18 protein-coding genes and 1 tRNA gene are annotated in these 20,934 nt (G+C 63.1%); 8 read left to right on the top strand and 11 right to left on the bottom strand.

Features of this window, described 5'->3' with window-relative positions; translation table 11 throughout:
• Positions 1-68 precede the first annotated feature (68 nt).
• Positions 69-1,271, top strand: a complete 1,203-nt coding sequence (locus WA070_RS01950) for a phosphoglycerate kinase (protein WP_422632543.1) — start codon at positions 69-71, stop codon at positions 1,269-1,271.
• Positions 1,272-1,299: 28 nt separating this feature from the next.
• On the opposite strand, the gene WA070_RS01945 is transcribed toward WA070_RS01950, so the two are convergent.
• Positions 1,300-2,502: an MFS transporter gene (locus tag WA070_RS01945; RefSeq protein ID WP_422632542.1), complete on the bottom strand. Its 1,203-nt coding sequence runs from the start codon at positions 2,500-2,502 to the stop codon at positions 1,300-1,302.
• Positions 2,503-2,563: 61 nt separating this feature from the next.
• Positions 2,564-3,028, bottom strand: a complete 465-nt coding sequence (locus WA070_RS01940; RefSeq protein WP_422632596.1) for a TlpA family protein disulfide reductase — start codon at positions 3,026-3,028, stop codon at positions 2,564-2,566.
• A gap of 272 nt (positions 3,029-3,300) precedes the next feature.
• Here WA070_RS01940 and WA070_RS01935 point away from each other — a divergent pair, with 272 nt between their 5' ends.
• Positions 3,301-4,206 (top strand): fructose bisphosphate aldolase, encoded by a 906-nt coding sequence (locus WA070_RS01935; protein ID WP_422632541.1) that lies wholly within the window; start codon positions 3,301-3,303, stop codon positions 4,204-4,206.
• Positions 4,207-4,376: 170 nt separating this feature from the next.
• Here the strand turns inward: WA070_RS01935 and WA070_RS01930 are convergent, their stop codons facing one another.
• Positions 4,377-4,796, bottom strand: coding sequence for a hypothetical protein (locus tag WA070_RS01930; RefSeq protein WP_422632540.1), 420 nt, complete (start codon positions 4,794-4,796; stop codon positions 4,377-4,379).
• Positions 4,797-4,851: 55 nt separating this feature from the next.
• Here WA070_RS01930 and thiE point away from each other — a divergent pair, with 55 nt between their 5' ends.
• The 5 genes from thiE (at position 4,852) to WA070_RS01905 (ending at position 10,653) form a co-directional block, all read left to right on the top strand.
• A complete protein-coding gene (gene thiE / locus WA070_RS01925; RefSeq protein WP_422632539.1) occupies positions 4,852-5,568 on the top strand; it encodes a thiamine phosphate synthase in 717 nt (238 codons plus the stop codon).
• Complete coding sequence (locus tag WA070_RS01920) at positions 5,565-6,191, top strand: glutathione S-transferase family protein (RefSeq protein ID WP_422632538.1); 627 nt, start codon at positions 5,565-5,567, stop codon at positions 6,189-6,191. Before thiE ends, WA070_RS01920 begins: the two co-directional genes overlap by 4 nt.
• An 86-nt stretch (positions 6,192-6,277) precedes the next feature.
• Complete coding sequence (gene alaS / locus WA070_RS01915) at positions 6,278-8,935, top strand: alanine--tRNA ligase (RefSeq protein ID WP_422632537.1); 2,658 nt, start codon at positions 6,278-6,280, stop codon at positions 8,933-8,935.
• Between the two features lie 73 nt (positions 8,936-9,008).
• A complete protein-coding gene (locus WA070_RS01910; RefSeq protein WP_422632536.1) occupies positions 9,009-9,524 on the top strand; it encodes a hypothetical protein in 516 nt (171 codons plus the stop codon).
• A 190-nt stretch (positions 9,525-9,714) separates the two neighbouring features.
• Positions 9,715-10,653, top strand: a complete 939-nt coding sequence (locus tag WA070_RS01905) for a glutaminase (protein WP_422632535.1) — start codon at positions 9,715-9,717, stop codon at positions 10,651-10,653.
• A 115-nt stretch (positions 10,654-10,768) separates the two neighbouring features.
• Here WA070_RS01905 and WA070_RS01900 read toward each other — a convergent pair whose 3' ends face one another.
• The 4 genes from WA070_RS01900 to moaA all read right to left on the bottom strand — a co-directional run bounded on the left by WA070_RS01900 (position 10,769) and on the right by moaA (position 13,506).
• Positions 10,769-11,437 (bottom strand): YoaK family protein, encoded by a 669-nt coding sequence (locus tag WA070_RS01900; RefSeq protein WP_422632534.1) that lies wholly within the window; start codon positions 11,435-11,437, stop codon positions 10,769-10,771.
• Positions 11,438-11,527: 90 nt separating this feature from the next.
• Positions 11,528-11,602 (bottom strand) — tRNA-Asn (locus WA070_RS01895).
• Positions 11,603-11,711: 109 nt separating this feature from the next.
• A complete protein-coding gene (locus WA070_RS01890; RefSeq protein ID WP_422632533.1) occupies positions 11,712-12,488 on the bottom strand; it encodes an NAD kinase in 777 nt (258 codons plus the stop codon).
• Positions 12,489-12,495: 7 nt separating this feature from the next.
• A complete protein-coding gene (gene moaA, locus WA070_RS01885; RefSeq protein WP_422632532.1) occupies positions 12,496-13,506 on the bottom strand; it encodes a GTP 3',8-cyclase MoaA in 1,011 nt (336 codons plus the stop codon).
• Between the two features lie 154 nt (positions 13,507-13,660).
• On the opposite strand from moaA, the gene WA070_RS01880 reads away from it, so the two are divergent.
• Positions 13,661-15,676: a putative bifunctional diguanylate cyclase/phosphodiesterase gene (locus WA070_RS01880; protein ID WP_422632531.1), complete on the top strand. Its 2,016-nt coding sequence runs from the start codon at positions 13,661-13,663 to the stop codon at positions 15,674-15,676.
• On the opposite strand, the gene WA070_RS01875 is transcribed toward WA070_RS01880, so the two are convergent.
• The 4 genes from WA070_RS01875 to mfd form a co-directional block, all read right to left on the bottom strand.
• A complete protein-coding gene (locus WA070_RS01875) occupies positions 15,673-16,068 on the bottom strand; it encodes an MAPEG family protein (RefSeq protein WP_422632530.1) in 396 nt (131 codons plus the stop codon). The two genes, WA070_RS01880 and WA070_RS01875, sit on opposite strands and share 4 nt — an antisense overlap.
• Before the next feature lie 59 nt (positions 16,069-16,127).
• Entirely contained in the window at positions 16,128-16,862 is a 735-nt protein-coding gene (locus tag WA070_RS01870; RefSeq protein ID WP_422632529.1) for a TorF family putative porin, read from the bottom strand.
• Positions 16,849-17,265: a hypothetical protein gene (locus tag WA070_RS01865; RefSeq protein WP_422632528.1), complete on the bottom strand. Its 417-nt coding sequence runs from the start codon at positions 17,263-17,265 to the stop codon at positions 16,849-16,851. The genes WA070_RS01870 and WA070_RS01865 overlap by 14 nt, the downstream gene beginning before the upstream one ends.
• 101 nt (positions 17,266-17,366) lie before the next feature.
• Entirely contained in the window at positions 17,367-20,837 is a 3,471-nt protein-coding gene (gene mfd, locus WA070_RS01860; RefSeq protein ID WP_422632527.1) for a transcription-repair coupling factor, read from the bottom strand.
• Positions 20,838-20,934 lie beyond the last annotated feature (97 nt).

The following is a 20,934-nucleotide window of genomic DNA, read 5'->3' as shown; positions in this document are numbered from 1 at the left end:
AGCGTAGGAAATGAAGAGAGATCCCAGCCTGCGCTGGGATGACGTCGTTGGGGATCAGGGGAAATGATATGACCAAGCCGTTCAGGACGATGGACGATATGGGCGACATCCATGGCCAGGCCGTGCTGGTGCGCGAAGATTTGAACGTGCCGATGCAGGATGGGGCGGTCAGCGATGACACCCGGTTGCGCTCGGCGATGCCGACGGTGCTGGAACTGGCGGATCGCGGAGCCAAGGTGCTGATCCTGGCGCACTTCGGGCGGCCCAAGGGCCAAAAGAACCCGGAATTTTCGCTGAGCAAGATCACCCGGCCGCTGAGCAAGGTGCTGGGCCGCGAAGTGCAGTTCATTCCCGATTGCGTGGGGCAGGCGGCGATCGACGGGATTGCGGTGATGCGTCCGGGCGACATTGCCATATTGGAAAACACGCGGTTTCATGCGGGCGAGGAGCAGAATGATCCGGCGCTGGCCGATGCGATGGCGGCGATCGGCGACCTGTATGTCAACGACGCCTTTTCCGCCGCGCACCGCGCGCATGTATCGACCGAAGCGGTTGCACATCGGTTGCCAGCCTTTGCGGGGCGGGCGATGGAGCGGGAACTGGATGCGTTGCAGGCGGCGCTTGGCTCTCCGGTGAAGCCAGTCGCGGCGGTCGTGGGTGGAGCGAAGGTTTCGACCAAGCTGGATGTGCTGAACAATCTGGTGAGCCAGGTCGATCATCTGATTATCGGTGGCGGCATGGCCAATACCTTCCTGCATGCGCGCGGCGTGGATGTCGGCAAGTCGCTGTGCGAAAAGGATCTGGCCGAAACGGCGGAGGCGATTTTCGACAAGGCGGAAGCGGCCGGGTGCATCATTCACCTTCCCTATGACGTAGTGGTGGCCAAGGAATTCGCGGCCAATCCTCCGTCGGTGCGGACATGCAATGTGCATGAGGTCGCGGCGGACGAGATGATCCTGGACGTCGGGCCTGCGGCGGTCGAGGCATTGGGCGATGTGCTCAAGAATTGCCGGACTTTGGTGTGGAACGGACCGCTGGGCGCTTTCGAGATGGCCCCCTTCGACACTGCGACCGTGGCGCTGGCGCGGACGGCGGCGGCGCTGACGCGTGAAGGGCAATTGACGTCGGTGGCTGGTGGTGGCGATACCGTCGCGGCGCTCAATCATGCAGGCGTGGCGGCTGATTTCAGCTTCGTATCGACCGCAGGCGGCGCGTTTCTGGAATGGATGGAGGGCAAGGAACTGCCTGGCGTCAAAGCGCTGACGGCCTGAGCCTCTCCGTTTGAACGATGCAGGGGCGTCAGCGTGCTACGCTGGCACCCTTGTCGTATAGGAGAAAGACGAGCGTTGCGATGCCACCGATCGCTGCGCCCGACCATGCGCTGAGCGACCAGCCGCCCATTTCGTAGGTGGTCGATCCGATTACCGACCCCAATGCGCCGACAAGGAACATGACGGTCACATAGGCTGCGTTGATACGACCGCGCGCGTCGGGATCGAGCGAGAAGATGAGTTTCTGTCCGGTGATCTGGCTCATCTGCACCGCGCCGTCGATCAGGACCGCCATGATGGTAAAGCCGATCAGGCTGCCGGCGGCAACTGTCCAGTCGGCGAGGAGGAAGCCGCCAGTGAGGCCGACAAGGCCAATCAGCGACGCGGGGCGGGTGAGTTTTCGGTCGGCGAGCCATCCGGCAATCGGCGCCACCAGCGCGCCGCCCGCGCCCGCAAGCGCGAAGACGCCGATGCCGGTATGGCCGAGGTGAAATTGATGAATGAGCGCCAGGGGTGCGGCGGTCCAGAACAGATTGAAGGCGGCGAACATCGCGGCCTGATAAAAGGCGCGCAGGCGGACGACGCGATGCTTGCCTAATTGTCCGAAGGTCGAGGCGAGGACAGCGCCATAAGTCATGCCACCTTTGGGCCGCCTTTGCGGACAGGCGGCGAGCAGCGCGGCGGCGATCAGCGTCAGAACGATGGCGGATAGGATGAAGGTCGCGCGCCAGCCCATTGTTCCGGCAAGGAAATTGGCGATCGGGCGGGAGAGCATGATGCCGAACAGCAGCCCGCTCATGACTGTACCCACGACGCGGCCCTGTTTTTCGGGCGGGGCGAGGTGGGAGGCGAGCGGGATCAGCACCTGCGCACCCGTAGCGCCGACGCCGGTCAACATGGAGGCGATCAGAAAGCTGACTGGCCCGTTAGACATGGCGATCGCGATGCAGCTTAAAATCGTCGCGACAAAGGAGACGAGGATGATGCGGCGGTTTTCGAACAGGTCGGCCAAGGGCACGATAAGGAACAGGCCGACGCCATAGCCAAGCTGGGTCAGCGTGGTGATCAACCCCGCAAGGCTGGTGGACATGCCGATTTCCGGTCCGATGACGTCGATCAGCGTTTGCGCATAATAGAGGTTGGCAACCATGACGCCGCAGGCCACCGCCATCAACAGGATGATCCAGGAAGATAAGATCGGCGGCTGGGCTGCTGCATGTGGCGTGATCATGGGGTGGCTATGGGTGTCCATCGGCGCGTAATCAAGCTGTCGCTATCGGTTTGGGGGGGCGTCAATCGGCCGAGCTGGGTTCGTTGAGCAGGGGGATGAGCAGGCGATTGAGCGCGTCAAGGTCGAACGCGCCGGATCTGGCGTAGCGCAGCGTGCCGGACCGATCGATGATGAAGTTGGTCGGCACACCGGTCAGTGGGCCATATGGCCCTCTGACCTTGCGTGCGGAGGGGATCGTCATGGCGGCGAAAAGTTTTTCCAGTCGGCTGGTCGGAACAGAACCCTCCGTCGTGATAGCGAAGACACGCAGGCCATGGGCCTTGTTGATCGCATAATAGGCGTCGAGCGTGGGCAATTCCTTGCGACAGGGGACGCACCATGTCGCCCAGAAATTGAGGAGGACGACCTGTCCTTTCAAGTCGGTCAGAGCGACCTTCTTGCCATCCACAAGCGTTAGCTCGAATGCGGGAGCGGGCTGGCCGACCGTTGCCTTGGCCTCCGCTTCTCCGGCGCGCGCGAGCATCATCGCCAATACCGCCACCTGCAACACCCCGTAGCGCATTTTCATTCTCCCCCATGTCCCACGATGGGTCGATAACAGCCGCGATGGAAGGGGCCAAGAGGATCGGGCCGGTCGTGCGGGCTTATGCACCTTGCAGTGCGGCAGGCTGTTAGCTAACAGCCTGACAAAGCCCCGCCTATTTCCGGGGTTTTCAGGGGACGGCGGGCGTTGGAGCGCCCTTCGCATCATTATTGCAACGCCGCCGCAGCGGTGGCGACAAGAGAAGGTATGTGCAGATGCTGGATCAATCCATGAAGCAGAAGATCGCCAAGGGCGAAGGCTTTATCGCGGCGCTCGACCAGAGCGGCGGATCGACGCCAAAGGCGCTCAAGGGCTATGGCGTCGAGGAAGGCGCGTGGGCCAATGATGAGGAAATGTTCGGCCTGATCCACGACATGCGCAGCCGCATCATTACCTCGCCTGTATTTACCGGCGACAAGGTACTGGGCGCGATCCTGTTCGAGCGGACGATGGACGGCACGGTCGATGGGAAGCCAACCCCGCAGGCGCTGATCGAGCGTGGCGTGGTGCCCTTCATCAAGATCGACAAGGGTCTGGAGGATGAAGCGAACGGCGTTCAGGTGATGAAGCCGAACCCCGACCTCGACATCCTGCTGCACCGGGCCAAGGCGCTGGGCGTGTTTGGCACCAAAGAGCGTTCAGTCATCAACCTGGCCAACCGCGAAGGCATTGCGGCGGTGGTGAAGCAGCAGTTCGAAGTGGGGCAGCAGGTGCTGGCCGCCGGTCTGATGCCGATCATCGAGCCGGAAGTGAACATCAAGTCGCCCGAACGCGCGCAGGCCGACCAGATTTTGCTGGAAGAACTGATCAAGGCGCTGGATGCGTTGCCAGAGGGCGTGCAGGTCATGCTGAAGCTATCGCTGCCGACGAAGGCCGGGCTGTTCGATCCGCTGGTCGATCATCCGGGCGTGTTGCGCGTGGTTGCGCTGTCGGGTGGCTTTGCCCGTCCCGAAGCCTGTGTGGAACTGGCCAAGAATCGCGGGATCATCGCCAGCTTCAGCCGCGCGCTGCTGAACGATTTGCGCCACCAGATGAGCGACGATGAGTTCAACGCATCGCTGGGCACGGCAATCGACGAAATCCATGGCGCTTCGGTGTCGAAGGTTCCCGTCGCGGCCTGATCGTCAAGGGACGGTTGACGCGGATAGATAAGCGCTCATTCTCTGGAGGACGACGGATGCTGAACCAGGTTCGGCATGACGATGTAAATCAGGAAGTGTTTATTTGTGAGGGCTGATGACTATGGGGATGATGGCGTTTTGCGCCGTCATCCCCATCGAACAGTTGTCGCCTAAGCGCTTTCCTGGGAAAGCAGCCAAGCGACGCCCTCCTCCTCACTTCTTACGATTTTGGCGGCGTCGCGGATCATCACCCGTTGCGCCTGCATCCGCGCCAGAGAGCTGGCCTGCACAATGGCGACTCTCTTTGATTTGGTTGGGCTGTTAGCTACAAGATTTTGAAAGGCGGCGACGACCTGCTGTGTCTGGATAACGCAGTCTGCCGTGTTGACGAGCAGGACATAGTCATTCGGCGCACAGCCCATGGACAGGATGGCGGATTCCTTGTCGCGCTCGAACTGGTCGATTTCGGCAATGGTCATCAGGCCCGACATATGGGCAATCACCATTTTATGCTGGGGCTGGGTCGATAAAGTAATCATGGGGATCAGCACATAGCAGGACCGGGTAAAAATTTTCTGACCTGCGCGCATCGCTCCTGTCGCCAGAGGCTTTCGCGGCCAGCGGCGATGCTTTACGGCGCAAGATATGACCGATTTTACCGATGACGAGCTGGCGCTCGATCCGCATTTTGCCGACCAGTTTCAGCAGGGCTTTCGGCCCGCCTGTCAACTGTACCTGATTTCCCCGCCCATGATCGACGCGGGCTTTGTGGATCAACTGGCCGCCGCGCTGAATGGCGGGCCGGTGGTCGCGTTCCAGTTGCGGATCAAGGGGATGGACGAGGATGCGATCGCGCAACTTGCGGCGCCATTGCAGGCGTTGTGCGCGGAGCGGGAGGTGGCCTTCATCGTCAACGACAGCGTGGCACTGGCACAGCGGCTGGGCGCGGACGGCGTGCATCTGGGGCAGGATGATGGCGATGCGCGTGAAGCGCGCAAGATTTTGGGACCGAAGGTGCAGATCGGCGTGACATGCCATGACAGCCGCCATCTGGCGATGGAAGCAGGCGAAGACGGGGCGGACTATGTCGCGTTCGGGGCTTTTTACCCGACGACGACCAAGGATACGCTGCATCGGGCCGAGCCGTCGATTCTGGGGTGGTGGACGACATTGTTCGAATTGCCCTGCGTCGCGATCGGCGGGATCACGCCCGACAATGCCGCGCCTCTGGTGGCGGCGGGGGCCGATTTCCTGGCGGTGAGCGGGGCGGTGTGGAACCATCCACAAGGGCCGGGCGCTGGTGTCGCGGCCTTCGCTGACGTTCTGACGCAGGCCCGCAATGGAGCACCGGCACCGCTATGACCATCATCGTCCATCATCTGAACAACAGCCGCTCCCAGCGGATATTGTGGCTGCTTGAGGAATTGGGCGAGGATTATGAGGTGCGATCCTATCAGCGTGATCCCAAGACGATGCGAGCGCCAGCGGCTTTGCGCGCGGTCCATCCGCTGGGTCGGTCGCCGGTGGTCGAGGTGGACGGGCATCGCCTGATCGAGACGGGCGCGATCATGGAATATTTCGTCGTGCGGGCGGGCGGGCGTTTCGGCGCGCCGGATGATGCGGCGGGGGCGATCCGCTATCGCCAGTTTATGCACTATGCCGAAGGGTCGATGATGCCGCCGCTGTTGGCGTTGCTGATTATCGGCAAGCTGGGCCTGCTGGGCCGTCCGGCGCGGCCGACGGTGCAGCGGATGCTGGACGATCATCTGGACTGGCTGGAAACGGAACTGGCGGAGCGGCGCTATTTCGCGGGCGATGGCTTTACGGCCGCCGACATGATGATGAGTTTTCCGCTGGAAGCGTCGCGTTCGCGTGGCGGATTGGGGGAAAGTCGCCCACATATCCTGCGCTGGCTGGGTGAGATGCATGCGCGGCCAGCCTATCAGGCGGCGTTGGCGGCGGGCGGACCCTATGCTTATGCCTGATCTGCGGAGTCGTTAGGCACCAGTATCTGAAATAACGACGAAAAGGCCGTCTTGTGCGGCGGGTCGCTCTCGCCTAAATCGCCTGCATGACCTCGACCAACGACATTCGCCGCTCCTTCCTCGACTATTTCGGGGCCAACGGCCACACCATCGTCCCGTCCGCGCCTCTGGTGCCGCATAACGACCCGACATTGATGTTCGTCAATGCCGGGATGGTGCCGTTCAAGAATGTCTTTACGGGGCTGGAAACGCGGCCGTACAAGACCGCGACGTCTAGCCAGAAGTCAGTGCGCGCCGGGGGCAAGCATAATGACCTCGACAATGTCGGCTATACTGCGCGTCATCATACCTTCTTTGAAATGCTGGGCAATTTCAGCTTTGGCGATTATTTCAAGGAACAGGCGATCGTCCATGCGTGGACGTTGCTGACCAAGGAATGGGGTCTGTCGCCCGACAGGCTGACCGCGACCGTCTATCATACCGATGACGAGGCGTTTGCTCTTTGGAAAAAGATTGCGGGCCTGCCCGAAGAGCGCATCATCCGCATCCCGACCAAGGATAATTTCTGGGCGATGGGCGATAGCGGGCCGTGCGGGCCTTGTTCGGAAATATTCTACGACCATGGCGACCATATCTGGGGCGGTCCTCCGGGCAGTCCGACCGAGGATGGCGACCGGTTCGTTGAAATCTGGAACCTGGTGTTCATGCAATATGAGCAGGAGGCCAACGAGATCGTCAGCGAACTGCCGCGTCCGTCGATTGACACCGGCATGGGGCTGGAGCGGGTCGCGGCGGTGTTGCAGGGCGTCACCGACAATTATGACACCGATACGTTCAAGGCGCTGATCGCCGAGAGTGGCGCACTGTCGCGCACGGCTACGGATGGCGAACATAAGTCGAGCCATCGGGTGATCGCGGACCATTTGCGCTCGACCAGTTTCCTGATCGCGGACGGCGTGCTGCCGGCCAATGAAGGGCGCGGCTATGTGCTGCGGCGGATCATGCGCCGGGCGATGCGGCATGCGCATATCATCGGGACCAAAGAACCGTTGATGTATCGACTGGTGTCGAGTCTGGTATCGGAAATGGGCGGCGCTTATCCCGAACTGGTGCGCGCGCAACCGTTGATCGAGGAAACATTGCTGCGCGAAGAGACGCGGTTCCGCAAGACGCTGGAAAACGGGCTGCGATTGCTGGACGAAGCGACGGGTGATCTCACCGAAGGCGGGACTTTGCCCGGCGAGACGGCGTTCAAGCTGTATGACACATTCGGTTTCCCTTATGATTTGACCGAGGATGCGCTGCGGTCTCGCGGTTTAAGTGTGGATCGCACCGGTTTCGACAGCGCGATGGCCGAGCAGAAAGCAGCGGCGCGTGCGGCGTGGAAGGGATCGGGCGAGAAGGCGTCGGACGACATATGGTTCGACATTGCCGAGATGACCGGCAGCACGGAATTTATCGGCTATGCCGGGACGCAGGGCGAAGGCGAAGTGCTGGCCATCGTCAAGGGCGGTGCGCGGGTTGATGCCGCCAGTGCGGGCGACGAGGTAACGATCATCACCAACCAGACGCCTTTCTATGGCGAGAGCGGTGGGCAGATGGGTGATACCGGACGTATTACGACGCCGGGTGGGCTGGTCGCGCAGGTGACGGACACGTCCAAGCCTCTGGGCCGCCTGCATGGTCACCGGGCGACGATCGAAGCGGGTAGCGTCAAGTTGGGTGATACGGTGCAGTTGACGGTCAATGTCGATCATCGTGACCGGGTGCGGGCCAATCATAGCGCCACGCATTTGCTGCACGCGGCACTGCGTCATCGATTGGGCGCGCATGTGACGCAGAAGGGCAGCATGGTTGCGCCTGACCGGTTACGGTTCGATTTTTCGCATCCCGAAGCGCTGACCCATGCACAGATCGCGCAGGTCGAGGCCGATGTGAATGCGCAGGTGCGTCTTAATGAGGACGTCACCACGCGGCTGATGACGCCTGACGATGCGATCGGCGCGGGGGCGATGGCGCTGTTCGGTGAGAAATATGGCGACGAAGTGCGTGTCCTGTCGATGGGCAAGGGCGACGCCAACAGCTATTCGGTCGAACTGTGCGGTGGCACGCATGTGCGCGCGACGGGTGACATCGCCCTGTTCAAGATCGTGTCGGAAAGCGCGGTGTCGAGCGGCGTGCGCCGGATCGAGGCATTGACCGGGGAAGCGGCGCGGCTGTGGCTGTCCGATCGTGAGGACCGGCTGCGCCAGTCCGCCGCGACGTTGAAGACGACGCCGGACGAGGTGCCTGCGCGCGTGGCTGCGCTGGTCGAGCAGAGCCGCAGGCTGGAACGCGAACTGGCCGAAGCGAAGAAGGCACTGGCGCTGGGCGGTGGTGGATCGGGCGCGGCGGCGGCCGGGCCGGAGCAGGTCGGTGGCATCGCGTTTCTGGCGCAGGTGATCGACGGGCTGGACCCCAAGGAATTGCGCGGCATCGTCGATGGCAACAAGAAGACGATCGGCAGCGGCGTGTCCGCCGTGCTGGCGGTGGTAGATGGGCGTGCGACGATCGCTGTTGGCGTGACCGACGACCTGACCGGCACGATCAGCGCGGTCGATCTGGTGCGGGTTGGCGTTGAGGCACTGGGCGGCAAGGGCGGCGGTGGCCGTCCGGACATGGCGCAGGGTGGCGGGCCGGATGGCGACAAGGCGCAGGCGGCAGTCGATGCGGTCAAGGCGGCGCTGGCTGGGGTTGCTGCCTGAGGCCGGGTTGGTAACGTCACGGTAAGACTCTGTCGCAATGATGCGCCCCGACAGGATTTGAAGGGGTGTAGGCATGCGGACGGTGGTGATCGGGATGATGCTGTTGTGGACGACGGCTGCGTTGGCTCAGGGTGCGCCGCCGCCTTATGCGGTGCCGGTTGCAGCGCCGCCGCCTGTTTTTCGCGCTGTTTCGAGCGGGCCGGAGCGAGTCGCTGCAGCGGTCGTACCCGTGACCGTTCGCATGACGTTGGGCAATCAACTGTTGTGGAGCGGGCCGCTCAATATCGGTGGCGTCGGGCAGGCGCGTATTTCGCTGTCGGAGCCGGTTGCCGATCCCCATGGCTGTAATCGCATGGGTGATGGGCGAATGTCCCGCCAGATCGAATTGTCCATCACGGCGCAAAATTATCGGTCGGCCAATGGCGCGGATTATCGGCTGTCGGCGCGGTATGCGCGGCCTTCCGATGGCGGCGATTGCCCGCAGGGGACTCGAACCATATCCATCGAGCAGGGCTTTTCGCTGGAGGGTCGCAAGGGCCTGACGTTCGAGGGCGATGGTGGGTTGAAGGTGCAGATCAGTGCGCCATAGGGCATGATCCTGCTCTGCTTTGCTCCTTCCAAAGCAGGCAAGCGCTGCGCTTGTGTTTCCCGACTTCGCTCGAAACGCACGGACGTGGTGTGAAATCGACCCGAAACATCAGGCATTGGTTTGCCAGATTTTTCTCGAACCCTGGTAGCCCGGTGGTGGCTGCCTGATCGTTTTGCGCTATGGCGGGTGCATGGATCTGGGCAATATCGTCAACGAACTGGTCGCCGCCATGCAGGCGCAGGAAGACAGGGGGACTGTCGCCAGTTACATCCCCGAACTGGCGAAGATCGATCCCGGACAGTTCGGCATCGCCATTGCGACGGCGGATGGCCGTATGCTGGCCGGTGGCGACGCGGACACGGGGTTTTCGATCCAATCGGTGTCCAAGGTGTTCGCACTGACGCTGGCGCTGGGCAAGGTGGGAGATCAGTTGTGGGAGCGGGTCGGGCGGGAGCCATCCGGCAATCCGTTTAATTCGATTACCCAACTGGAACATGAGCAGGGCATCCCGCGCAACCCGTTCATCAATGCAGGCGCGATCGTGGTGGCGGACGTCAATCTGGGCGGGCATCAGCCGCGCGTGGCGATCGGCGAAATGCTGCGCTTCGTGCATTATCTGTCGGGTGACGACAGCATCGCGATCGACGAGGCGGTGGCAGCGTCGGAAACGGCGACAGGGTTCCGCAATCTGGCGCTGGCCAATTATATGCGCGCGTTCGGCAATGTGCGGCACGACGTCGATCTGGTGCTGGGCAATTATATTCATCAATGCGCGATGGAAATGAGTTGTCGGCAACTGGCGCTGGCCGGGCGTTACCTGATGCTGGACGGGCGGCATCCCGATGGCGGACGCGTGGTGTCGCCGCGTCGGGCACGGCGTATCAATGCGCTGATGCTGACCTGCGGCCATTATGATGCGTCGGGGGACTTCGCTTTTCGGGTGGGCATTCCAGGCAAGTCCGGCGTGGGCGGGGGCATATTGGCGATCGTGCCGGGACGCGCGTCGATCGCTGTATGGTCGCCGGGGCTGAACGCCAATGGGAACAGCTGCCTTGGCACACTGGCGCTGGAGGAACTGGCGCGGCGGACGGGGTGGTCCGTGTTCAGCCCGCTGGAGGAAGGGGATTGATGTCAACCCGCGCGATGCGGTCACGATGAAGCTGGTTTTCGCCGAGCGCGCTGCGGACATGAAGATCCCAGGTTTCAGTCAACACGGCATCGCCCCGATATGATCGTCTATCAAGTCATCGCGGACGACTTCGTCTCTCCCCGACAGCCTGCCGTCCTGTGGCCCGGTGTGCCAAGGCCGCCAGAATGAGCGCAGCGGCGGATGCCGCCCAGAGGCCGTCCATCGCTACATGGGCGTAGGTCAGTGCCCCGATCACGCCCCCGGCGACCAGACCAAGCCATAGGAGCAGATAGGGCAGCCAGCCCAGCCGATCACCACCCAGCAGCGCCGCGCCGATACGCTGCCCAATCTTCACCAAAGCCCCCGTCATGTAGGTTACACCCACACTGACTTCGCCATCGCGTTGAAACACCATATTTGCGCATCCCATGGCAAACGCCATAACAGGGAGGGCAACGCCATCGAATTGCCAGTCACTCAGAATGGCGGCTGCCGCGAGCATCAGAGCGACCACGATCAGGACGGCAGGCTTTCGGCGATGGCTGGCAAAGGCAGACAGCAGCGATCCGGCGACCACCCCGGCAACGAAAGCTGCGATCAGCATGGCAGCGAGCAGGGCGGCCTCCGATCCGGTGGCGATACCGACGGCAAGCCGGGTCGAATTCCCACTCATGAACGAGACGAACATGCCGCCTAGTTTGAGAAAGCCGATCGCATCGACAAACCCGGCCAGCATCGCGAGCAGGACCGCCAATGCGCGCAAACTTCGATCATAATGGATCATCGCAGGACATCCCGATCGTTCGTCGTACCCAGAAGGCTGGCCGCACCGGAAAGTCATCAAAAGCGGAAAGCAACCGACTTTTGGAAAATTTGGCTCCCTGAGTAGGATTCGAACCTACGGCCATTCGATTAACAGTCGAATGCTCTACCGCTGAGCTATCAGGGAGCAGCCCGGCTCTCGCTGGGCAGGCCGCGCCTATAGCAGCGGGATTCGAAAAAGGGCAAGCATAAAAATGATGATTTTTTAATGGGCAGCGGGTGCATGCACGCGTGTGTCAGGCGATAAACTGCTCCGCTGCGATCCGGTCATCCAGCGTATGTTCGGGATCGAACAGCAGGGTCAGGGGGGTCGCGCGGTCAATGCGAATTTCCACCTGTGCCACATCGCGAACTTCGCGTTGGTCTGCCACTGCGCTGACTGGACGCTTCACCGGATCTAGCACCGTGAAGCGTATGATCGTGTTTTCAGGCAGGATGGCGCCACGCCAGCGGCGCGGGCGGAACGGGCTGATGGGGGTCAGGGCGACCAGCGCCGATCCCAGGGGGAGGATCGGGCCGTGTGCCGACAGGTTATAGGCGGTGGAGCCTGCCGGGGTGGCGACCAGTACGCCGTCGCACACGAGTTCGGGCAGGACGGGACGGCCGTTGACCTGCACCTCCAGCTTGGCGGTCTGGCGGGTTTCACGCAGGAGGGAAACTTCGTTGATGGCGGGGATCGAAAATTGTTCGCCATCGACGGTGTCGACCGCCATGCGCAGCGGATTCACCTTGAAGCTCTTGGCCTTTTCCAGTCGCTGATCCAACCGTTCGAGACGCCATTCGTTCATCAGGAAGCCGACCGTGCCAAGGTTCATGCCGAATACCGGCACGATGCGCCGGGCTTCGAGCATGGAATGGAGCGTTTGAAGCATGAAGCCGTCGCCACCCAGCGCGATGACCATTTCGGCCTGCTCCACCGGCACGAAGTCGTAGCTGGCGCGCAGCCGCTCCTCTGCCGCGCGGGCCGCCTGGGAAGAGGACGCGACGAGGGCGCGCCGGGGCTCGCTGGTCATTCTGGCGTCATCCGCCCGTCACGCTCATGTGGCGGCGCGTGGCTGCGCCTTCGCCAGCGCCGATGCGGAAATCATGGGCGGCGGGTTTTAGTCGCAGGGCACGATCGATGAGTGGTTCGACGGCGGGCAGGCCACCTTCGCGCAGGGCAGACTTGAAATCGACATGATCTTCATGGCCAAGACACATGAAAATCTTGCCCTCGCAGGTCATGCGGATGCGGTTGCAATCGGTGCAGAAATTATTGGTGAGCGGGGTGATGAGGCCGAGGCGGGCCGTCATGCCATCCACCGCATGATAGCGTGCCGGGCCGCCTGTCCGCTGGGGCAGAGGGGTGAGGGGATGCGCGTCGGCGATCATGTCGGCAACGGCGGTCAGCGGCAGATAATGGTCCGTGCGGTCTTCGCCCGTGTCGCCCAGCGGCATAGTTTCGATCAGCGTCAGGTCGAAGCCCTGATTGTCGCACCAGCGCAGCATCGGCAGGATTTCGTCTTCGTTGATGCCTTTAAGCGCGACCATGTTGATCTTGATGGCGAGGCCGGCGGCGCGTCCCGCGTCCAGTCCGCGCAGCACGGCGTTTACGTCGCCGCCGCGCGTCACATGCGCGAAGCGGGCGGGGTCGCGTGTGTCGAGGCTGACGTTGATGCGTCGCATGCCTGCATCGAACAATGTGTCTGCATGATCGGCCAGCCGGGTGGCGTTTGTCGTCAAAGTGAGTTCGTCCAGGCCGTTGCCCAGATGACGGCCGATGCGGTTGACCAGATCGCCGATGTCGCGCCGGACCAGAGGTTCGCCGCCGGTCAGGCGGATGCGGGTGATGCCCCGCGCAATGAACATGTCGGCTAGCAGCGCGATTTCTTCCAAAGTGAGCACCTGGCTTTTTGGCAGGAACTGCATCCGTTCCGACATGCAATAACGGCAGCGCAGATCGCAGCGATCGGTCACGGAAATGCGCAGATAACTGATCGCGCGGCCAAGGCCGTCGGTCATGACTGGGCGTGAAAGATCGGGCGTTGCCATGAAGCATAGCTAAGCGATGGGGATGGTCGGCACAAGGGCGGTGCCATCAATGATGGTGGTAGCTGTTGCCGGGCAGGCGAGAGGGCGGTAACGCCTTGTCCAGTGCAGCTATGCAACGCGTGAGGGGAATAATCGCGACACGGGGACCAGAATAGTGAGCGGGGATGACGCCGCAGACGGACAGACCAGTCTGTTCATCCTGTCGCCGGGGGACCGCGACGGGCTGTGTCAGGCTGCGCGTGAAGCGGGATGGCGGGCGATCGGCGCGCGGCGCGCGGGGGATGCGCCGCAACGCTATCTGCGCAGCGAGGCGCAGGTTGCGATGGTGGATATGCGCGGTGGCGGCGATGTGGCCAAGCTGCTGACGCCTCTGGTCCCGGCGACAGATGCTGGTGGTGGCGCGTTGATCGTGCTGGTCGATCAGGACGAGGAGCAGGGGATTACGGCGCTGCTGGACGTGGGGGCGACGCATTTCATGACGGCGCCTTTTAACGGTGCCATGTTGCGCGCAACATTGACTTCGGCGCAGCGCATGGTCGATCGGTTGGGTGGTGGCGCGACCCATAGTCGCCGAGCGCAACGCATCCGGCGCGGCGATGCGCTCTATTGGGAATTGGGGCGGACGGATTCGCTATTGCAGCTCAGCGAGAGTCTGGCGCGGCATCTGGATATCGGGACGTCGCAGATTACGCCGTCGATGCTGGTACGAAGGTTGCCGCGTAGCGAGCGGCGGGCGGTGTTGACGGCGTTGCGCGCGATGATCCGCGCCGGGCGTCCAGCGGCGCTGGCCCATGCATTGCCGGGGCGGACGGGTGATCGGCTGGTCCATCATCTGCGGATGGAGGATGGGGTGATCGCCGCCGATGTCGAATGGCTGTCGGCGGCGCATGAGCGCGATCTGTCGAGCCGCGATTATCTGACCGGGTTGCGATCACGCCATTCTGCGCTGGAATGGCTGGAGCAGCGGACTGGGCTGGCCACGACGGCTGTTCTGTTGTCGATCGGGCAGTTTGATCGGATGAATGCCGCCTATGGCCAAGTGGTGGGCGACGCGCTGTTGGGGCGGATCGCCCGGCGGATCGAGCGGATGGTGGACGATGTTGCGCCCGGTTCGATGGTGGCGCGGATTACCGGGACGGAATTTCTGGTCGGGCTGACCGGCGAACCAGCGGCGAGCGACCGGGCGACATTTTTGGCGCGGCAGTTGATTGCGGCGATCGGGCGGCCGTTCAGTGCGGGCGATCATCTGATCCGCCTGATTGCGCGGTGCGGCATTGCGCAGGCGCGGACGGAGGATGATGCCACGCATCTGCTGCGCCGGGCGGGCGTGGCGCTGGCCGACGCGCGGCAGGCGGGTGGCGAGGGCATCCGCATCCTGTCCGCGGACCGGCACAGTCGGCAGGTTGATCCCGACAAGCTGGAGACTGACCTGCGTCTGGCGCTGGACAGGGGCGAGATCGCGATTCTCTTCCAGCCGCAATATCCGGTCGGATCACGGGTCATCAGTGGCGTCGAGGCATTGGCGCGGTGGAGCCATCCGCAATATGGGCCATTGGGCGCGGGTATCTTGTTCGCTACGGCGGAACGATCCGATTATATGCTGCCGCTGTCGGCCCATATTCAGGCCGAGGCGTTGCGGCAGGCGGCGGCATGGCCGCGCGCGTTGGCCAATCTGCGCCTGTCGATCAATGTGACGGCGGCGGACATCGCCCAACCGGGGTTCATGAATGACTTGCTGGCGATCGTGGACAGGAGCGGTTTCCCGCGTGCGCGATTGACGGTGGAGATTACCGAGAGCGGGCTGATTGAGGATGTGGATGCCGCTGGCGCGCTGCTGACGGCGCTGCGGGCCGAGGGGCTGGCGGTGGCGATCGACGATTTCGGGACTGGCTATTCCAGCCTCGCCTATCTCAAGAGCCTGCCGCTGGATTATCTGAAGATCGACAGTGGATTGGCGCAGGATATTGCGGGGACGGCGCGCGATCGGATCATCGTGCGTGGGGTCATTCACATGGCCAAGTCGCTGGGGCTGAAGGTCGTGGCCGAAGGGGTGGAAACGGAGAACCAGCTTGACCTGCTGGCCCGTGAAGGGTGCGATTATTATCAGGGATTCCTGCGGTCGGCGGGGGTGTCGTCCGCCGACCTCGTGGCTTTAGTGTTGGCGGGTTAGAAGCTCAGGAGCGGCCAGAGCACCATGCCGATGCCGATCAGGCTGACCATGAACATGATGGTGCGCACGACCGGGATGCCAAGGCCATAGATGGGGAGGTAGGCGACGCGCGCGCCCAGCCAGATAAAGCCGCCCCATGCGGTCAGATCGCTGGTGCGGTCAGCGAGGACGACGCCGATCAGGGCGACGATCGCGATGGGGAGGGTTTCCTGAAAATTGGCCTGTGCGCGCGCCAGCCGCCCGGCGAGCGGATTGAGCGGCGGCAGGCTTTCGTCGCGTGCGCCCATATTCCATTGCGCGCCATATTGCTTGGTCTTCACATGGGCGGCGGCGAAGATGTGGACCAGCAGCAAAAGCATCGCCCAGGCCAGGATCGTCAGTTCGACAGGCATGTCCGTTCCCCAAATCGCAAGGGCTACAGCCTATGGCATCGGGGTGCGGGCCACAAGCGTTACAGTGTGAGGCCGAGGCGAGCGATCAGGCGGTTGCCAGTGTCGGCGCCGATGCGGTCGTCTATGCCATTGCCGGCATAGCGCAGGCCGGCGGACCATTTGCCTTTATACCAATCCAGCGCGACGCCATGATCCCAATAGCGGCCGCCCGGGCGCAGCCTTTGGGCCGCGATGGGTTCGCGGGCCTTGCCAGACGAGCGGCCCAGATGCGCGGACAGGGTGAATGGCGTGGCAGGGATGGCGATGGCGGCGGCGGCGGACAGATAGAGATTGTCGCCGCCGATCGCGGATTGGCGCGGGGCGTAGCGCGCGGCGAGATCGAGATTGGCCGGGCCGATCAGGAAACCGGTGATGACGCCGACTTCGCCATAGCCCTGATCGCGCGCGCCGGGGAACAGGTGATAGCGCGCTTCCCCGGTCAGCCGCCAGCCGCCGATCCGGCGCACATAGGCAGCGCCCACGTCCAGCACGGCATCCGCGCCGCCATGGCGGTCGCTGCCCCACAGCGTCGTGGCGCTGGCGTCGAGGCTGAGGCCGTTGGCCACGGGGATAGAGACGGCGCTGCGCAGCACCGGATCGCCATCGCTCCAACTGATGCCGCGACGGCGTTCGTCGCTGGTCGCTTCGAGTGTGGTGGTAAGGCCGCGATCCTGCGCGAACGCTGGCGTGGCCTGAACAGACGCAGCAAGTGCGCCTGCCCAGGCGACATGGCCAAGGACTTTAGTTGGATGCAAGGTTACGCACCGCATCCATTTCGGCGAGCAAAGGCGCGCGGTCGCGCTCTGCGGTCGCCAGCAACTGCGCCTGTATGTGGTCCTGATGGCGGGCGAGCAAGCGCTGCTCCAGGCGTTGGCCCGAAGAACATGCGCCCGGTTCGCTGCCAGAGATTGGCTTGTCGTCGGCGAAGCTGCGGGCGAGGGCCGGGCCATGGTCGAGCGTGCGTTCCACGACCACCCGTGCGGTCCAGACGCAGCGCTGCATATCCATGCGGTTGGGGGTTTTTGCGCCCACGGTGCGTGTGCTGATATCAGCGCGGGCGGTGTAGATCGCCTTCACTGGCGCGCCATGATGGTCGATGGTGACGCTGTGTGTCGCCGTCGCGGCGGCCGCAGCCATCGCCAATAGGGTCAAGCTCATGATCGTTTCTCCTGTTTTGCGACGTCAGGCTATATTGCCCGATCGTCGCATGAGGATTTAGGCAATCGCTGTTGCCGGTCCGTTGCTGCGTAGCGACAAAGTTAGCCAGCCGCCTTCGCCAGCCCCTTTGACAGTTGGAGTGCGCCGTTGAGGCGGGCGGCGGGGTCGGCCCATGTGCGGTTGACCACCACCTTGCTGTCCGGGCGTAGTCTGGCCACGCCGTCGAGCCGCTGGATATAGGAAACAAGGCCCGCAGGGTTGGGGAAACGATCCTCGAAAAAGCTGACCAGTGCGCCCTTTTGTCCCACGTCGATCTTCGAGATGTTGGCGGTGACGCAGTTCTGCTTGATCTCGATGATCTTGAACAGATTTTGCGTGGGGGCAGGCAGCTTGCCGAACCGGTCGATGAGTTCGGCGGCAAAGGATTCCAGACCCTGCCTGTCCTCCACATCGTTGAGACGACGGTAGAGACCCATGCGCAGGTCGAGATCGGGCACATAATCTTCGGGGATCATGATGGGCGCGTCGACGGTGATCTGCGGCGAGAAGCTGTCGCGCCGTTCGATACCGACGCCGCCAGCCTTGGCGTCCATGATCGCGTCCTCCAGCATGGATTGGTAGAGTTCGAAACCGACTTCCTTGATATGGCCGGATTGTTCGTCACCGACCAGATTGCCCGCGCCGCGAATGTCGAGATCGTGGCTGGCGAGTTGGAAGCCTGCGCCCAGCGTGTCGAGGTCGGACAAGACTTTCAGCCGCTTTTCCGCCGTTTCGGTGATGATGCGGTTGGCAGGCGTCGTCATATAGGCATAGGCGCGCGTTTTGGACCGGCCCACGCGACCGCGTAGCTGGTAGAGTTGGGCAAGGCCGAAGCGGTCGGCGCGGTGGATGATGAGCGTGTTGGCGCTGGGGATGTCGAGGCCGGATTCCACGATGGTGGTCGAGAGCAGCACGTCGTAGCGCTTGTCGTAGAAGGAGGACATGCGCTCCTCCACCTCCGTCGCGCTCATCTGGCCATGGGCGACGACCGGGCGGATTTCGGGGACTTCGGTGCGCAGATATTCCTCGATCTCCGTCAGGTCGGCGATGCGTGGCACGACGAAGAAACTCTGCCCGCCGCGATAATGTTCGCGCAGCAGCGCTTCGCGGATGACGACGCCATCCCATGGCATGATGTAGGTGCGGACGGCCAGGCGATCGACCGGCGGGGTTTGGATCACCGACAGTTCGCGCAGGCCCGACATGGCCATTTGCAAGGTGCGGGGGATGGGCGTGGCGGTGAGGGTGAGGACGTGGACGTCGGTCTTGAGCGTCTTCAAGCGTTCCTTGTGGGTGACGCCGAACCGCTGTTCTTCATCCACGATGACGAGGCCGAGGCGTTTGAATTCCAGCCCCTTGGCCAGCAGGGCATGGGTGCCGATCACGATATCGACGATGCCGTCGGCAAGGCCAGCCTTGACGCCCTTCGCTTCCTTGTCGGGGACGAGGCGGGAGAGGCGACCGATGTTGACGGGGAAGCCACGGAAGCGTTCCTCGAACTGCATATGATGCTGGCGCGCGAGCAACGTGGTCGGGCAGATCAACACGACCTGCATCCCCGACATCGCCGCGACGAAGGCGGCGCGAAGGGCGACTTCGGTCTTGCCGAAACCTACGTCGCCGCAGACGAGGCGGTCCATGGGTTTGCCAGAGCCTAGATCGTCGATTACGTCGCTGATCGCGCGGTCCTGATCCTCCGTCTCCTGATAGGGGAAGCGATCGACGAATGCGGGGTAGCCCGCGCTGTCGGGTTCGGCGATGGTCGCGGCGCGCAGGGCGCGTTCGGCGGCGGTTTTGAGGAGTTCGCCCGCGATTTCGCGGATACGCTCCTTCATCTTTGCCTTGCGCCGCTGCCACGCTTCGCCGCCCAGCTTGTCGAGGCTGACGCCGTCGCTGTCGGAGCCGTAGCGGGAGAGAACTTCGAGATTTTCGACCGGGACGTAGAGCTTGTCGCCGCCCGCGTAGGAGAGCGCGACGCAATCATGCGCGGTCTTGCTGACCGGGATTTGCGTCAGCCCCTCATAGCGACCGATGCCATGGTCCATATGAACCACCAGATCGCCTGGCGAGAGGGTGGCGAGTTCCTGCAGGAAGGCGTCGGCATTCTTGCGGCGCTTGGCGCGGCGGACGAGGCGATCGCCGAGCATATCCTGTTCGGTCAGCACCGCGACGTCGGGCGCAGCAAAACCATGGTCGAGCGGCAGGACGGTGAGCGTCACGCTGCCGTTCGCGGCGATGCCCAAAGTTTCCTGCCAGTTGTCGGCGGCGGCGAGGCGCTTGATGCCATGGTCAAGCAGCAGGCCGGAGAGGCGTTCGCGCGCGCCGACCGAATAGCTGGCGATGACGACTTTTTTCTTTGCGCGTTGCAGGCTGGCGATATGTTTGCCGACCGCTTCGTAGATGTTGACGTTTTGCGCGCGTTCAGGGGCGAAGTCGCGGGGGCCATCGACGGCGAAGTCGAGGACGGTGGCGCTTTGGGGTTCGTGGAAGGGGGTGATTTCGTGTATCCGTAGCGTCGCGACGGCGGCGGCCCATTCGGATGTTTCGAGATAGAGAGTTTCGGGCTTGAGCGGGCGATAGGCGCCGGGGTCTGACGATTTGGCCTGTATCCGGTTGGCGTGATAGTCGCGGATCGCTTCGAACCGACCGTCGGCTGACCCGGCGACGCCATGATCGCGGATGACCGTGCCATCGCCCAGATGATCGGTCAGGGGGACCAGCTTTTCCTCGAACAGGGGCAGCCAATGTTCCATGCCCGCGAGACGGCGGCCTTCGCTGACCGCCTGATAGAGCGGATCACCGGTGGCGGTCGCGCCGAAGGTTTCGCGGTAGCGCCCACGGAAGCGCTTGATCGTGTCCTCGTCCAGCAAGGCTTCGGAGGCGGGGAGAAGCGTGAAGCCATCTACGCTGCCTGTCGTGCGCTGATCGGTGGGGTCGAAGCGGCGGACGGTTTCGATTTCGTCACCGAAGAAGTCGAGGCGCAGCGGCTGATCTTCGCCGCCGGGGAAGAGATCGACGATGCCGCCGCGAATCGCGAACTCACCGCGATCATGGACGGTGTCGGTGCGGACATAGCCTGCGGCCTGGAGCATCTGCGCCAGCGTTTGGATTGCGATCCGTTCCTTGGGCGCGAGCCGGGCGACGAGTTGGCGGACGCGGAAGGGGGTGAGGGTGCGCTGCGTAATGGCGTTGAGGGTGGTCAGGACAAGCTGCGGTCCTTTGATCGGCGTTTGCAGCGCGTGGAGACCGGCGAGCCGGGCAGAGGCCGCGCGCAGGGATGGGCTTGCTCGGTCGTAGGGCAGGCAATCCCATGCGGGGATTTCGATGATCTCCAGTTCCGGCGCGAAATAGGGGGCGGTGTCGGCCACGGCGCGCATCGCCTGTTCATCCGAGGCCACGAACAACAGGCGGCCCCCGCCCGATCCATAGGCGGCGCGAGCGATGTCGGTCAGCAGCCAGGGCTGGAAGCCGGCCGGTACGCCCGAAAGGGTAAGGGACGTCTTGGCCCGAAGGATGGTCTGGAGATCGGTCATTTGGTGTTCGCTTTGCAAATCCTCCCCTGCAAAGGGGAGGGGGACCACCTAAGTGGTGGAGGGGTGTTGCCGTCTCATGAGAGGGGGACACCCCTCC

The organism is Sphingobium sp. (genome assembly GCF_049304695.1).
Classification (GTDB): Bacteria; Pseudomonadota; Alphaproteobacteria; order Sphingomonadales; family Sphingomonadaceae; genus Sphingobium.
This window is presented reverse-complemented; position numbering and strand designations above follow the sequence as displayed.